The 15,314-nt window shown below is 35.4% G+C and carries 11 protein-coding genes; 6 read left to right on the top strand and 5 right to left on the bottom strand.

Going from position 1 to position 15,314, the window contains the following annotated elements; translation table 11 throughout:
• The first annotated feature begins 449 nt into the window (after positions 1 to 449).
• Positions 450 to 2,357, top strand: coding sequence for a tetratricopeptide repeat-containing sensor histidine kinase (locus tag MM213_RS02855; RefSeq protein WP_241409993.1), 1,908 nt, complete (start codon positions 450 to 452; stop codon positions 2,355 to 2,357).
• Between the two features lie 312 nt (positions 2,358 to 2,669).
• On the opposite strand, the gene kdsB is transcribed toward MM213_RS02855, so the two are convergent.
• From kdsB to MM213_RS02840, 3 genes are read right to left on the bottom strand one after another with little or no spacing between them, the layout of a single operon-like run.
• Positions 2,670 to 3,395, bottom strand: coding sequence for a 3-deoxy-manno-octulosonate cytidylyltransferase (gene kdsB, locus MM213_RS02850; protein ID WP_241409992.1), 726 nt, complete (start codon positions 3,393 to 3,395; stop codon positions 2,670 to 2,672).
• Positions 3,396 to 3,437: 42 nt separating this feature from the next.
• Positions 3,438 to 5,879, bottom strand: a complete 2,442-nt coding sequence (locus MM213_RS02845; protein ID WP_241409991.1) for a GumC family protein — start codon at positions 5,877 to 5,879, stop codon at positions 3,438 to 3,440.
• A gap of 3 nt (positions 5,880 to 5,882) precedes the next feature.
• Positions 5,883 to 6,695, bottom strand: a complete 813-nt coding sequence (locus tag MM213_RS02840) for a polysaccharide biosynthesis/export family protein (protein ID WP_241409990.1) — start codon at positions 6,693 to 6,695, stop codon at positions 5,883 to 5,885.
• A 250-nt stretch (positions 6,696 to 6,945) separates the two neighbouring features.
• Between MM213_RS02840 and MM213_RS02835 the strand changes: the two genes are divergently transcribed.
• The 5 genes from MM213_RS02835 (at position 6,946) to MM213_RS02815 (ending at position 12,190) form a co-directional block, all read left to right on the top strand.
• Complete coding sequence (locus tag MM213_RS02835; protein WP_241409989.1) at positions 6,946 to 8,514, top strand: ArnT family glycosyltransferase; 1,569 nt, start codon at positions 6,946 to 6,948, stop codon at positions 8,512 to 8,514.
• 616 nt (positions 8,515 to 9,130) lie between these two features.
• Entirely contained in the window at positions 9,131 to 9,355 is a 225-nt protein-coding gene (locus MM213_RS02830; RefSeq protein ID WP_241409988.1) for a hypothetical protein, read from the top strand.
• A gap of 126 nt (positions 9,356 to 9,481) precedes the next feature.
• Positions 9,482 to 10,621, top strand: a complete 1,140-nt coding sequence (locus MM213_RS02825) for a hypothetical protein (RefSeq protein WP_241409987.1) — start codon at positions 9,482 to 9,484, stop codon at positions 10,619 to 10,621.
• Entirely contained in the window at positions 10,618 to 11,835 is a 1,218-nt protein-coding gene (locus MM213_RS02820; protein ID WP_241409986.1) for a hypothetical protein, read from the top strand. Before MM213_RS02825 ends, MM213_RS02820 begins: the two co-directional genes overlap by 4 nt.
• Positions 11,819 to 12,190, top strand: a complete 372-nt coding sequence (locus MM213_RS02815) for a DUF1573 domain-containing protein (RefSeq protein WP_241409985.1) — start codon at positions 11,819 to 11,821, stop codon at positions 12,188 to 12,190. The genes MM213_RS02820 and MM213_RS02815 overlap by 17 nt, the downstream gene beginning before the upstream one ends.
• A 234-nt stretch (positions 12,191 to 12,424) precedes the next feature.
• Here the strand turns inward: MM213_RS02815 and MM213_RS02810 are convergent, their stop codons facing one another.
• Positions 12,425 to 13,393, bottom strand: a complete 969-nt coding sequence (locus MM213_RS02810; RefSeq protein WP_241409984.1) for a polysaccharide deacetylase family protein — start codon at positions 13,391 to 13,393, stop codon at positions 12,425 to 12,427.
• Positions 13,394 to 13,724: 331 nt separating this feature from the next.
• Positions 13,725 to 14,858: a glycosyltransferase gene (locus MM213_RS02805; protein WP_241409983.1), complete on the bottom strand. Its 1,134-nt coding sequence runs from the start codon at positions 14,856 to 14,858 to the stop codon at positions 13,725 to 13,727.
• Between the last annotated feature and the right edge of the window lie 456 nt (positions 14,859 to 15,314).

Below are 15,314 nucleotides of genomic sequence, written 5' to 3'. Positions count from 1 at the left end.
TCGTTTTACCATTTTCAGTCAAATTAGTTTTAATTGATTTTGCGAAACTTATACTATTCAAAGTCATACAAGAACGAGACTTCGAAAAAAAAGCAAATGTATTATACTACAGATTTACAGAACTAAAAAATTGTAATTGGACTAATAAAAATTATGAAATCGATTTCATAATTTTATCTGTTCTTGAAGCAATTAAAAAATAAGTCAGACAAAGAAACCAAAGGATTACCCGCTTTCATACCAGTAACCAAACAAAATAATGCTATTAAAATCAATTTGTCCACCGACAACTATTCACATGTCTCGATTTTCCGCATGATTTCATATGAAAATTAAACTTTTGTTATCATTGCGGACAATCGAATAAAATAAATTGAACAAAATGTTGCCCCATTTTTATTTTCAATTAACTTTATTGAAGCTAATAATTGTAATCTACTAAATCACCAATGGTATTACCCATCTTATCTTTTTTTTGCCTTTTCACCTTTTATTCCGAAAATTTTGACCCAAATCAAGCTGAACTTGAAAATCAAAATGATCGTGTAACCCAGGTCCAAAAAGCACCTAAATCTATTGAAGAAATAGATAATTTGAATAATCACGCATTTTCGCTAAAAGGCAATTACCCAGACTCACTGTATATTTATGCCAACATCACCTTGGAAGCAAGTCAAAAGATAGGTTACCAAAAAGGAATAGCACACAGCTACACTAATTTTGGCGTCTATCATTATCAAAAATCCAACCATGGGCAATCAGTAGAAAACTATCTAAAAGCCAAGGACATATTTACTAAAGAAAAACTCTTCAACAAATCAGCAAGTACCTCCAACAACATTGGCTTGGTATATTTTAGAGAAAGAGATTTCGAAAAAGCATTAGCATATCATCAAGAGGCAATAGATATGGCTGACGAGAATGAAAGTCTAAGCAATATTGCCAACTACAAATTGAATAAAGCGATGGTTTTGGCAAATTTGAAATCATTTGAAGAAGCATTGCCAACCTACTATGAAGCCATTAGAGACTTAGAGAAGTCTGGAGAAAGCGCATACATATCTAATGCCTATCTAAATTTGGGGAATCAGTTTGGCGCAAATGGGAAAATTGATTCAGTAAAAAAATATTTTGACAAAGGATTGATTGCTGCAATAGAATCATCTGAATTCGAAGCCCTAGCATACGCCTACACGAGCCAAATCAAATACTATGTGGTAACTGAGAACCCAAAGGAGGCTTTAAAATTCGCAGAAAAATCACTTACAAATGCACTGAAATCAGGGTCTGTTTTTAATATTTCCGATGCATATCACACAGTAGCAGCACTCCAAGAAGACACGGGGGATATAAAAGGGGCATTAAGTAGCTTAAGAAATCATTATACATATAAAGATTCCCTAAGAAGAAAAGAGCAAACTCTAGAGATCGCCCGAATTGAAGCAACAAAAAAGATAGAAAGTGAAAAAGCTATATTCGATTTGGAGCTTCAAAATAAGGAACAAAGCAATAAACAAAAGGCATTAATTATCGGACAATTGATCTTTCTGATATGTGCCATTGTCATTCTTTTTATACTAGTGGCCAAAAATCTTTCTAAATCAAAAGTCAGAAATCAGCTTCTCCACCAAAAGAATAAAGAAATCGCCACACTTGCCAAGAACCTAAAAAGCCTCAATAACCATCAAAATCAGATTTTTGGAGTCATAGGACATGATCTAAAAGGACCTGTAAATTCACTAATAACTGTAACAGAACTTCTGACTGAAAAGCAATTGAACATTGAAGAGCTTAGTGAAATCATGCCACATTTGAACAATGAAATACGAAGGGCTGGTGTTACTTTGGAAAATTTGCTGCATTGGGCTTTGAGCCAAAAAGAAGGCGAATCGATTCAGCACGAATGGTTTCAGCTGAAATCATTGTTTTTAGAAGTCGTAGACTCTTTGCTTTATGCTATTGATCACAAAAAACTAAAAATCAATCTTGATATTGATGACGAAATAATGCTCTATGCAGACAAACAGATGGTGGAAATCTCTTTTAGAAATCTGATTGCCAATGCTATAAAGTTCACTAATGAGGAAGGGTCAATTTCTTGTATTGCAAGAACTGAAAATGATATAGTTAAAATCTCAATAGAAGATAATGGTGTGGGTATAGATCCTGAAACGTTGGAAAAACTAAATAAAAATGAACTTGTTTCAAACTTCGGTACGGACAACGAGAAAGGAACAGGGTTAGGCCTTGCCCTTTGCAAAGGTTATGTTGAGAAAAACAATGGATCCCTCGTTATCGAAAGTGAAGTAGGAAAAGGAACTAAAATCAAAGTGAGTTTTGAATATAAAGAAGTATGACTATCCACCTTCTTGCTCGTCGCCAAACAATAGATTGTCGGATGAACGATTCGTGGTTCTGTTGACTGTAAACTGCTGACGAGTATCCGTAACTTACAAAGCTCCTTCTTACCTAAAGTGCAACATTGCGGATACTCATAATATAGAAGTATAAGGTATCGGGAGTTGGTATGAGTTTAGATATTAAGCGTTTTACCTATTAATCCTTTAGATCCTCATTCACTCAATCAACTGACTTTCGGAAAATTAAGCGTTAATTGTTTAACTCATAAAGTTGAACATCTAAACTTTTCACCCCAAATCAACCCATCCCTAGCCATTATTCATTTTAAAATATGCGATTGCTTTTTCAAGATCTTCGGGTACGTCGATTGCGATAGCTTGGTGGGATGTAGGTACCATTTTTATCTTTACGCCATGTTCCAAGAGTCTCAATTGCTCCAACATTTCGATTTGTTCTAGTTTAGATTTTGGCTTGGTCGTGAATTCTAAAAGTGCGCTCTTTTTATATGCATATATACCCACATGTTTCCAATATTGAAAATCTTCCGCTTGTTCGCGAATATAAGGGATTGGAGACCTGCTAAAGTACATTGCATTAGAATTTTGATCTAATACAACCTTTACTGAATTGGGATTATGTGCATCTTCAATTGAAATATTGAACATCATGGATGCTACTTGTACACTTGGGTCATCAAAAGCACGAACCAAATCATACAAGGACTTTTGGTCTTGAAAAGGTTCATCACCCTGAACATTTACTACGATGTCTGTATCGATGTCTCTGACAGCCTCTGCTATCCTATCAGATCCACTCTCGTGTGCTGTTGTGCTAAAAAACACTTGACCACCCACTTCTTTTATTTGCTTTACAATTTCCTCGTGGTCAGTCACTACGATTACTTGGTCAAAAAGTCCAGTTTCAAGCGTGCTCAAATACGTTCTTTGAATAACTGATTTACCACACAATTCCTGTGTTAATTTGGCAGGAAAGCGAGTAGAAGCATATCGAGCTGGGATAAGTGCTGTAATCATGTAATGGAGAATTTGGGGTTGTTTGATAAAACAAAATAATAACTATTTCACTTTAAAATAGGAAATGAACTTAAAAAACAAGTTTTTGTATTGTCTTGGTTTCTTGTCCTGACCATAATAGTTATAGATGTATTTATTTTTTTGAGAATAAATATAGGCGTTTCCATAACCATAATTGTAACCTTTATAATTATATCCAGAGTCTTCCATACCATTAAAAATCCCATAAACATTCTTCACTTGCTTATTGAGGAATAGATCATTGATCATTACCAAATGGTTTTTTAAGGTATAATCCTGTCTGACAACATATAGATTTAAATCAAATAATCGTGTCAAATCAATAGTCTCTGAGACAAGACCTAATGGTGGCGTATCAAAAATCACCATATCGAAGTTTTCTTCCAAGTATAGTAAGAAATCTTTCAACTTCTGTGTCTGAAGCAATTCCGCAGGATTTGGAGGAATGATACCTGATGGGATAAAATAAAGATTTTCATTTGCAGTAGGTATGATAATATCTTCTTCCAATGCTTTTCCTATAAGAAAAGTAGACAAGCCTATTTTTCCAGAATGTCCAAAATAACTTGCTAGCTTTGGTTTCCTGAGATCGGCATCGACTACCACCGTTTTCTTTCCCCCCAATGCCATAATAGAAGCCAAGTTCATAGATGTGAAAGTTTTCCCTTCACCAGAAACGCTTGATGTCACCAGTATTTTCTTCGAATCTTTGTCTGCGGCGATATAGTTTATTGCTGACCTTAGAGATCTAAAAGATTCAGCTACAGCTGACTTAGGATGCTCTAAGACCACCATATTGGTTTCATTATCACTTTTGCCAATTATGGAAAGTTGTGGAATCATAAAGTTCTTTTTCAAATCCCGCTGATTCCTTATCCTTTGATCCATCACGTCTCTAAGTGCCAAAAATCCAAATGGTAAAAAGAAACCCAAGGCAATAGCCATTAGATAGTTACTCTCTTTTTTTGGGAATACCAAAGAGCCCATTTTCGCATAGTCCAAAATGGCATTATCAGAAACATTTGAAGCTTTAGCTATTCCTGCTTCGGCTCTTTTTTCAAGCAGATAAGTATAAAGATTTTCTCGCAATCTATATTCTCTAAATATACTTGCATATTGGGATTCAGATTCAGGAAGACTTGAAAACTGTCTGTCATAGTTAGCTATGTTAGCAAGCACTAGTGCCTTCTTCTTTTTGGTATTGTCTATCAAATTCAAAACATTTTCTAACAGAGCTTCCTGCACTTTCTCCATTTGAACATCAATCTTCTTGATTTCTGGATGGATCTCGTTGACTGATGCTAGCAGTTTCCGCCTTTCTTGCGACAGGGTGACCAAAGTTTGAATCAGTCCATTGAGTAATGGATCAGGAATTCCAACTACTGAAGGTGCTATAATCTGAGAAAAATCACTGGTTTTTTCTTGCATGTAATCTTTGACAGAAGTGTAGTATGAAATCTGAAAATCCAGTTCTTGGACAGAATCGTCCAATCTATTTATCCTACCCAAAACATCAGAAAACTCCTCACTTACATTGATCATTTTGTTTTGGACTTTGAAATTTTGGAGTTCTCGCTCTTTGTTTTTCAAAGAATCCTCCAAAAAGCCCAACTGCTCCTCAATGAACTTCAAAGTATTTTCGGTGTTCCTGTTCTTTTCTCTCAATTCATGCTCCAAATGGGCTTCCATCAAAGCATTGATGTAATCTCTACCTTTGGGAACTACAGTAGTTACCATCTTTATCTCAAGCACAGAAGCGCCAGCATTGACCAACTTGATATTGATGGCTTTTGTCATTTTCTCCTCTAGGCTTGATGGACTCCTAAGTGTGAAAATAATCACATCTCCCACTCTACCTGGATTTACTAAATGAACTTTGAACTTCATTCTGGCGGTTTCAATCTCATCTCCAAAATTAAATACCTTATCAAAAATTCCTTCATCCAATTGCGCATAGGCAGGATTAAAATCAAAAAAACCACCTACTTCTGGAAGTAACTTAAAAGTGTTTGTAGATAATATATGGAGTTGAATTGGTACATTTTGAATCTGCATATGATCCCAATCCACTTCTACATGGATAGGAGTACTATTATACAATTCTATCGTCTTGATATTTGTCTTTGCAAAATACTCAACATCGAAATGCAGTTTTGACAAGGCTTCCCTGGCAAGATTTTTCGAAGAAAGCATCAAAATCTCATTATCCAGACTGTTTTGATTGGAGAAAATTGCCGAACGATCCAAGATTCTCGATTCTGGCTTGACAGTATTCCGAAACACCATGGTGCCTGATACCGAATACTCATCCTCAGTATATCTGTGAAAAAAATAAGTCCCTACCAAAAACAACACAATGAATAGAATGTACCATGGCCAGAAACGTAGATATCTCGCCACTATGTACCTGACTTCTAATTCACTATCATCGTTGTCAAGCTGACTAATATCAAACTTTTCCATATTCTATAAACTTCCTCTTACTAAACCAAATATCAATAATCCTGATGCCAAAAAAGTAGCGAATAGTTGTAAACTTGAGGAAAGATTATCAGCATTCCCAAATTGACGAATTTTCATAGGCTCAAGGTACAAAATATCGTTCGGTTGAATAAAGTAAAATGGAGACGCCAACAATGCTCTGTCATGTAGATTGATTTGGTGTATTTTTGTCCCTCCATCATATTGCCTTATGACAAATAATTTATTCCTTTTGGCCAAAATATTTGACTCCCCAGCAGATGCCAAAGCATCAAAAATTGTTGCTCTATTTCTCAAAATAACATGTGTACCACTTGCTCCAAACTCTCCAATTGTCGTATATCTTATCCCTGCAGTCCTTAATTTTACAAAAACATCATCTTTAAAATATTCATTGATAGCTTCTTGTACTTTTACTTTTGCTTGATTCTCTGTAAGACCGGCGATATGAATTTTTCCTAATTTGGGTAGTTCTATAAATCCCAACTCGTCAATCGAATAGCCAGTGAAATAAAATAGATCCCCTCCACCACCTGCACCCATCATACCCCCGCGGATATTTTTTGTTCCTTGAAAAGTAAATGCTTCAGTAAGTTCAGGATCAGAACTAGCAAAATCTATATCAACAATATCAAAAGGTTGTAATACATACTTGTACTCAACATTTGCATATGGGATAAACTCATCTATATCGATAACTTCGTTTCCTGGTAGATTTTGTAAGTAAGTGATTCTTTTATTGCTGATGCAAGAACTTGCCAGTAGGATCAATAAAATTGCGTAAGCGAAATGCTTCATGAATGGGTCTATAATGATACTTTGAAACCAAATATAGATAATAAAATAATATCTCAAAGAATTTCATACTGACAATGATTATGAGGTTTTAACCAATCATTAACCTAAAAATCAGTTCAAAAACATATATTTATTTCATATTAAAAATATTGTTTTTCACATACCAAAAATAGCATCTCCAATTTTAGCGAAGAATTTGAAGTTATTTTGAAATAATTGCTCAAACACGAATTGATAGTATATTTGAATCATGAGTTCGAGAATCGATCAAAAACAAATATTTATAATAAGCAGTACTTTTCTGGTACTTTTTTGGTTTTTTGGATACGATGGAATCACTTTTAGTGATGATGTGTTTTACATTCTTACAGGTCATGCGTTTTGGAATGGTGAAAATGTTGTTAACTCCTATCATTTCAGTAGCAGATTTGGTTCATATATTTTTTCAGGTGTATCCACCAAAATATTTGGTTTGAATGATAGGCTTGCCACCATACCTACACTAATAGCATATATCTTTTCTCTTTTGATAATCATCAAATGCCTAGCATTCCGTCAACAACAAATCTGGGCTTCAGTATTTTTTGTTTCCCATGTTTACCTTCTTCATTTTCTTCCAAAAGTCTATCCTGATGGACTTCTTGTATTTTGGGCTGTTTTAATTCCATTTGCTTCTATTTACAGAACTTCAAAACCTATTTTAAGCGCATTTATTTTGGTTTTAGCAATTTTAATAGGTTTTATGACCAAGGAAACCATCATTTACTTATTTCCATTTCCCGTGATCTTATTTTTAATGGATTGGAAGGATAGAAAACCATTCAAATTCCATTTATGGGTTGGTTTGTTCAGTGTGATGTTAGGGAGTTTGTATTTGGGATACTTTTGGTATGAATTTGGGGACGCATTTTACAGGATCAATTCTGTAAATGCCGGTCATTACATTTCAGAGTATTCTTACAATGACAAGGGAGGCTTTGCCATACTGAAAAGGCTTACAATCACACCATTTATCACCTTTGTGCAAAGGTCATATTGGATATGGCTTGTTCTTGCAGCGCCAGGTGTATATTTAGGATTGGTGAAAAAACAAAAAGTCGCATTTGAATTCTCATTGGCATTGATTTGTCTCCTTCTTGGTTTTTGGTTTATGACCACCAACCTAGGCTTCTACAATCCCATTTATCTGAACCCAAGACATCTCATCATCTTGATTCCAGTCCTTGCTGTATTGATTGGATTTGGATGGAAATATTGGTTGGAAAAAAGAGCTTCAAGTACCTATATTGGTGTTACAATTTTGCTCGGAGCTTTGATAGGCTTTTTTTTAGGTGACTATAAAAATGGTGCGTTCCTACTAGTATTTGGATGTGCTTTGCTTTTTATAGGAAAAAGTAAACTTTGGCTAAAGAAAACAACTATTTCGGCTATGCTATTGATTGCTGTGATTTTAAGTTTTCATTACCAAAAGCAATTGAAAAACTACCCAAAATTCATGCAAGAGCTTCAAGCTGCCGTTGCATCTCCTGATCAAAAAATTCTAGTGGTAAATAATTTTGTCCACTTTAGCCGGGAAGTTTTATTTCCCAATGATAGCGTCAACCAAGAAAAACTCTTTGCCATTGAGGAGCTCGAACACTTTGAAAATCTAGCTCCTGACGACTTTGGATTGTTGATATACAATTACTATAAACATGCCTATCCAAAAGAAGCTCCAGATGTCGAGGGATTTTTGGAATTGACAGAAAATATGGGTTACAAAATCACAGACATAAAGGAAAATCAGTGGGTCGTTTTTTATTCATTTTCAAAGAATTGATTTTTTATAATTGACACTTCATTTCTTGTGAACTTCGTGAAATCCTTTGTGTACTCCGTGGTAAATCCTAACCACCAAGACGCAGAGAAATATAAAATGATAGGAACCCTAGAAATATCTGTTGGAGATGTTTTTGGGGTTTTTGTATAATAGGGAGACTCCAAATAATAGTATAAACTCCTAATGTTGGAATTTTTGTAAAGAGAACTTTTATGAAGTTTATTGAAATAACCTTCCTCAAACTCATATCATAACCAAATATAATATCGGGTTACTAATTGATAACAAGTCAATCTTATCTAAAAAATTAGACTTAGGGGTAGATAACTAAAGCGTTTTGTCACTTGTTTCTTAGTACTATCACCCTATTTACAATAAAATAACTTTTATCATCATAATATTCATTTTTAATATATTTAGGAGATAATTTTATAACAATTTATTACTATTCTTATGTAAATTTTTTTCTAAGTGAAAATCAACTACTTATCTAAAAGCTTATATTATTTTTTTAAGTATAACTTGACTTTTAATTATGGGGGGGGATATATTTAGATCAAGTTTTTGGCGCTAAAATCTTTTTAATCAATTTATTAACAAATTAAATTTTATAATCATGAGAAAAGTGAAAATTACATTACTTGCACTTGGTTTAGGTTTTATGAGTTTTAATCCACTTTCAGCTCAAACAATTGAACTACCTGATTGGCCTGATCATCCAGAGGAGAATTTATGTCGTTGTAAATCTGGTGGTTGTTATGGAGGGAACTTAATCTCTTTTAGAGCAAGATGTGGTCAAGGAGATTGTTCTTCATCTACCTCAAACTGTCCTACTGATTAATTTGACAAAGGCTAAAGCTAAATGCTTTAGCCTTTAAAATTATTATGGATCAATTTATATATATGCTGTTTCTAACAGATTCATAAAAGCATAACTTTAACTTATAAATTCTTTAAAGTATCTAACATGAAAAGTTTTACTTTCATACTCCTAATCCTCTTGTGCATAGGTTGTAGTTCTAAGGATCAGAATACTGTACAAATATTTCAAGAACAAGATATAAGTATTCGTTCTTTAACCATTGATACCTTGATTTTGGAAAAAGATTATTTTTCAGGAGTCGGGTTCTTGCAAGTTGCCAAAGATCAAGTGTTCTTTGTAGATCAGATTTTCAGTACCATCACGGCCTATGATCAAGCAGGAGCAATGCTAGGAAGCTACTTAGGCAAGGGACAAGGACCAGACAATCAAAATGTAATTCATGGTTTTCTGCCATTTTCCTTAGATGGACAACATCTTGTTCTTGATAATTTTCAGTTTGTAGTATTTGATGACAATTTTCAAAAAGTAGATGCTTATCCAATAGCATGGGACTACACTGAATCCTATGAAGACATGCTCAGCAAGCCTACTGCGGAGATGCTTGGTCTATATGAAATTGATTGGAAACTTGGTGGCTACAATACCCCATTTATTCTCAACGAGCAAGCTAATGAGATCCTTATTCCAATGACGATGAGTCATCCAGATTTAAACGGCTACATATCCGAGGAGTATTACAGAACTGTCTATGTATTCGGAAAGTATAACTTGGAGACCAAGCAAATTGGGAAAGGAATGGTTACAAGATCACAAGAATATCTTAACCAGTTATTTGTTCCCAATTTTGATTTTTCATTTTTCAGCAAAAGTAAAGATGTTGTTCTCCTATCTTTTGCCATTGATCCTTTGGTGCACGCCTATGATCACGATGGTAAGCTTTTGTATAAATATGGGGTGGAGGGCAAAAATGTGAATGTTAGTTATCCAAAAACTAAAGCCATTGATGATGCGTTAGATAACTATAAATCTGATTTAAGAAGGGCTGGTTTTTATCATTTTCTTCACCAAGATATTCAAGAGAATATCACCTTCAGGACTTATTATCCACAGGGAATCGATCAGGGTACTGCTAGACTTCAAATATACCAAAACCATGTACTTATAGGGGATGTAGAAGTACCTGAGAGATTTCAAGTACTGGGAAAAATCGGAGATTATTACTATGCAGATGGCCTTATAGATGAAGAGAATGATATATTGGGGATATTTAAATTTAAGCTATGACTATGAGAGTATTATCTACAGTTTTGTTAGTTCTTTTTTCATTCGACGTTTTATCTCAAGTATTGACTGTTGTTGATGAAAATCATCAGCCATTGCCTTTTTTTACCTTATCAATAGGTAATAATAATAGTGTACTCATAGGTGACAAGTATGGAAAAGTGACTATTGATCGCCAAGATGATCATTGTGACTATACTATACGATACCTTGGTTTTGAAGACAGGAACTTCTGCCTTTCTGACCTGAAAGCTGATGAAAACATCATCCAGCTTACGCCTGAGGTGATAGACATGGCCGAGTCAGAAATAAAAGGTTACAAAGACAGTGAACTTATCAATCGGGCAAAAAAGCAAATACAATCAATGTCAGATAATGTCCATATAGTTAAGAGCTTTATGAGTGAATCTAACCCAAGTTATCAATGGGAAAGTTTTGGCATGATGACTTTAGGTGGCTTGAAGGATAGGAGTAAAAAAAATGACAGGTTTCATCTGGGTTACATGGGTTTTTTGGCACAGCATAGTATATTGAGAGTAGCTCCTGAACTAGAGCTTCCAATCAAATCTAAAATGGCGCTAGTATCGACATTCACTCAGGACTTACTCCTCAATATCCTTAGATCAAAGAATTCAAAGTGGGAGTTAGCTAAACTTGTCCAAAAAGATGCAGAGATTTTCATTATAGTCGGGCTTGATGCAGAAGTGCATGTCAATGCAGATGGTAGCATCAAGAAAATAGGAATACTCAAGCAACCATTTAAATCCCCAAATGGCATTGACTATGATTTATCAGGTGAAATCAGCTTTATCCAAGATCAGGATTTTGCATTCTTTTCAAATTTAGAATTCAAAATCGACGATCAAGCTGAGATTACGGACATCAGCTGTGTAGTTTATGATTTCCCCAAAACAGTATCCCTCCCTGAGCGGTATTTGAATCCCCCACAAAAAGATGGACTCTTCAGCTCATTTGGTGTCTATACTCAAAATCCAGATTATATATATAATGCTGCAATATTCTCTAGCCTTCAAGCCAGTTCTGGGGCAAGATATGCCTTCCAGACAAATAAGTCACTAAAACTTGTTAGTGATAGTTATACTTACCATGAAAAATTCAAAGGTGACGACGCTGCATCCAAAGATTACTTGGCAAAGAATTCTGCCTATATTCAAGAAATCATCAAAACCCTAAAATCTTATGACATTGCTTGGTAAAATATTTATTGTTGTAAGTATATCCGTTCTGTGTTTTAATTTTATGGATGGATTAACTTTCAAAACTAAGGTACATTATGTATCTGAAGAAAATAAAAATATACAAAATAATATAAACGTGAGATTTGAGTTTGAAAATAAAAGTAGTTCTGAAATAAAAATCTCGTCAATAAATCCACATTGTTCCTGTACAGCTTATGAAATTTCATCTTATCATGTTAAACCTAATTCAAAAGAATTTCTTTTAGTAACAGTTCCGTGGAGTCAATTGAAAAACCTAGGTCATGTATATGTTGTCCTAGAAACGGATTCAAAAGAAAAATATATAAAGGTTTCAATAAAGGTTAAAGATTGAAATGATTATTTATCATTATCAACTCATATAATTTCCAAATATTAGAATTCTACTTTTAGACTAATCATTTATTGCTGACAAGGACTTGACGGAGTTTGTAAAGCAATCTGTCGGGATGATATAAGTCTGGCTCTCGCGTAGTATCGCTGAGGTGAAAAGCACTAAGGTTGCACGAGGGGCACTAGGGGATTTTTTATAATAGACACTACATTTCTTGTAAACATATTGCAATTTCTATTTATTCAAAAAATCACCAAAACTCTGCATAGACATAGATTTCATGCCATATTTTCCATTCAAAAATTGATAATGTGCAAGAATTGATTCCAATTCCCTCAAAGCTTGGATTGGATCGACAGCGAAATTGTGGGGGTGCCACCAAAGGTGATAAACCTCTTGATATTTGGCTGCCAAACTCATTTCCTCTTTGATCCTTTGAATCCTCCTTGTGTTGGTTAATGGAGATTTTTGATTTATTGGCTTCAAGATCCTAGATGCCGGGATCAATTTGAGCTTTTCTTGCCAAAAAACCACCTTTTGTCCATCGTATGATGACCTTTCTCCAAAACCAAAATAGCAATCAAGTGTTCTCACAGCTTTTTTCAACGATCCTTCATGCTGCGTTTCTTGCCAATACCATTTTGGTGGATTGACTCGAACTTGCTCAAAACCTTCTTCCAAACAAATATCCATATACAAGGGATTGACATGGTTTCTTGGAAAAACCAATGATTTCAGACTCAAATCAAACTTATCTTTTGCAATCTTTTGAGCTGCTTGCAAATCTGCCCTAAACTGTAATGGTGTCTGCCCTTTGGATAAGGTGTAATAATGGGCAAAGGTATGGGAACCAATCTCCTGACCAGGGCAATTCATGATATCTCTGATAATTTCCGGTGCAAAGTGACACATAGAATCAAGCTTATTTGCTCTAACCCAATGATATGCTGAGAGATTGTAATCAGTGTATGATGGCTTCAAAGAAGGTTGGTAACTATTCCACTCTTCTTCATTTTCAGCAAAAAGCATCCCAACAGTTGCCCATGTTGCTTCAATCTGATACTTCTGGAAAAGCGCTAGCATCTCCGGAATCAATCGACGAGTCTTCAAGAAGTATTCTCTGTCTATGACATTCCCAACTTTATCAAACACACCCCAAAGGAGTTCAAAGTCAAGAGAAATGGTGAAGATTGGGTGGTTCATGGAGGAGAGGATTTTTGAATTGGAAGATTGGGGGATTGGAAAATTGGGTTTAAAGGTTGGAAGGTTTGAAAGTTGAAAAGTTGGGTTAGCAAGTGGATTGGTCGTTTCAACTTTACCTCACATTTGGGAGGTTACCTCTCATTTGGGAGGTTACCTCACATTTGGGAGGCAAGGGAGAAATCTCGAACTGAATTTTACACCCCAACTTCAATTTAACTTTCCAGTTTCAAAAAGGGACGAGACCTCCCCGCAAGGTCTGCGGGACAAGCTTCTCCCAAATGCTTTCGGGAGAGAGGTGACGTAGTGTCACATGTCTTTCCTCTTTCAGCCTTCATCCTTTTGTCTCAGTCTGCGCAAACTCAGAATAAACTTCCTCTAGATTCAACACCATCTTTTGCAAAGAAAATAAATCCACCACTTTTCTCCTTGCTGATTTTGACATTTCTTGATGGGTTGTGGGATCATTGATCAATTTGAGTGCAAATCCCGCCAATTCCTGGTATTCATCCACTTCGCAAACAAAGCCATCTCCGCCATGGGAAATCACTTCAGCGATTCCTCCTGCGGCAGTGGAAACAACAGGAACTTCGCAGCTCATAGCCTCAAGCATGGCTACTGGCAAACCTTCATATTCCGATGAAATCATAAATGTATCCATCATCGATAGAAAAGGCAAAACATCTTTCTGCAAACCTACCAAATGAAAATTACTCCTTTTGCCTGAGTCTTCAATCTGTTTTTCGATCTTCTCTTTCCATGGCCCTGCTCCTACCAGAACAAAATGAACTTCTGGAGCACTTTTTAATATTTCTAAAGCTTGTTCTACCCAAATCCAAAGCCTCTTTTGGACCCGAAAAACAGCTACATTTCCAATCACAAATGCCCCTTCAGGAATGGAAAGAGACTTGCGGATTCTACTTCCTTCCTCAGTATTCCTTAAAAACTTATCTGTATTGACACCATTTTGTATCAATTTTAATTTGGGTTTCTCTTCGATTTTGAAAGGACTAAAAAAACTATTCAAACGAAAGGAAAGTGCCACTTCATTCGAAACTGCAATGGCAACATCTTGTTTCTTGAAGGTTAAGCGATTCGCCCAATAGGTGATTTTCTTATACCTATCCCAAGTATTGTGTTCTGTATATACCAATGGAATATCTAATCCTCTAACCACAAACCTTCCCAAAATCCCTGCCCAAGGCAAATGGGCATGGATAAGGTCTATCTTATTGTCAATTACATATTTCCTGACAGGGGATATTTGTTTGAACAAGCCTAGGTTGGATGATGGTAAAAAACTCACATTTATTCCAACCTGCTCCATTTCCTCTACAATATTTCCTTCACGGTGGTAAAAATGGATACATGAAAACTCAAAACTTTCCTGGTGCACAGCTGCTGTTTCCAGAATCAATTTCTCCGCTCCTCCCCGTCCAAGGGATTTTATCAAGTGTAGTATTTTCAAGTTTTTTTAGATTAAGTTTTTGGAGTGAATTTTCTCGCAAAGGATTTAGCAAAGGAGCAAAGGTGCTTTTTTTGAATGGGTTTGATTATATGATTGTCGATTGGAATTTCGCGCAAAGATGCAAAGTGAATCTATAGTTTAATTACGGTTACCTTAACCTTTTGCTATCGAGGTGACTTAGTAGTCATTTTGACTTTACCTCACTTTAGGGAGGCAAGGGAGAAATCTCGAACTGGGTTCATATGGCTGAGTCATTTTTATACTTCGCCTTCTAAGATTAGATTGAGACCTATCCTGCGATCAAGGTGACAATAGTAGTCATTGTCGCGTCCTGAAATTACTTGACACTTTTTTTATTGTTTTTCTTAACTTCCGACGACCATTCAATTGCCTCCCGATAAGGATGCGGGACAGGCTTTTCAGGGCAGAAATGAACATGTCTTTTTATCCAAGCAT

The sequence above is a fragment of the Belliella alkalica genome, from assembly GCF_022549785.1.
In the GTDB taxonomy this organism is placed as follows: Bacteria; Bacteroidota; Bacteroidia; order Cytophagales; family Cyclobacteriaceae; genus Belliella; species Belliella alkalica.
Note: the sequence above shows the minus strand (reverse complement) of the source record. Positions and strands in the feature narration are given on the sequence as shown.

Coding starts and splice junctions, on each gene's coding strand:
- MM213_RS02855 (WP_241409993.1), top strand. CDS start 450: ATGGTATTACCCATCTTATCTTTTTTTTGCCTTTTCACCTTTTATTCC.
- kdsB (WP_241409992.1), bottom strand. CDS start 3,395: ATGATTACAGCACTTATCCCAGCTCGATATGCTTCTACTCGCTTTCCT.
- MM213_RS02845 (WP_241409991.1), bottom strand. CDS start 5,879: ATGGAAAAGTTTGATATTAGTCAGCTTGACAACGATGATAGTGAATTA.
- MM213_RS02840 (WP_241409990.1), bottom strand. CDS start 6,695: ATGAAGCATTTCGCTTACGCAATTTTATTGATCCTACTGGCAAGTTCT.
- MM213_RS02835 (WP_241409989.1), top strand. CDS start 6,946: ATGAGTTCGAGAATCGATCAAAAACAAATATTTATAATAAGCAGTACT.
- MM213_RS02830 (WP_241409988.1), top strand. CDS start 9,131: ATGAGAAAAGTGAAAATTACATTACTTGCACTTGGTTTAGGTTTTATG.
- MM213_RS02825 (WP_241409987.1), top strand. CDS start 9,482: ATGAAAAGTTTTACTTTCATACTCCTAATCCTCTTGTGCATAGGTTGT.
- MM213_RS02820 (WP_241409986.1), top strand. CDS start 10,618: ATGACTATGAGAGTATTATCTACAGTTTTGTTAGTTCTTTTTTCATTC.
- MM213_RS02815 (WP_241409985.1), top strand. CDS start 11,819: ATGACATTGCTTGGTAAAATATTTATTGTTGTAAGTATATCCGTTCTG.
- MM213_RS02810 (WP_241409984.1), bottom strand. CDS start 13,393: ATGAACCACCCAATCTTCACCATTTCTCTTGACTTTGAACTCCTTTGG.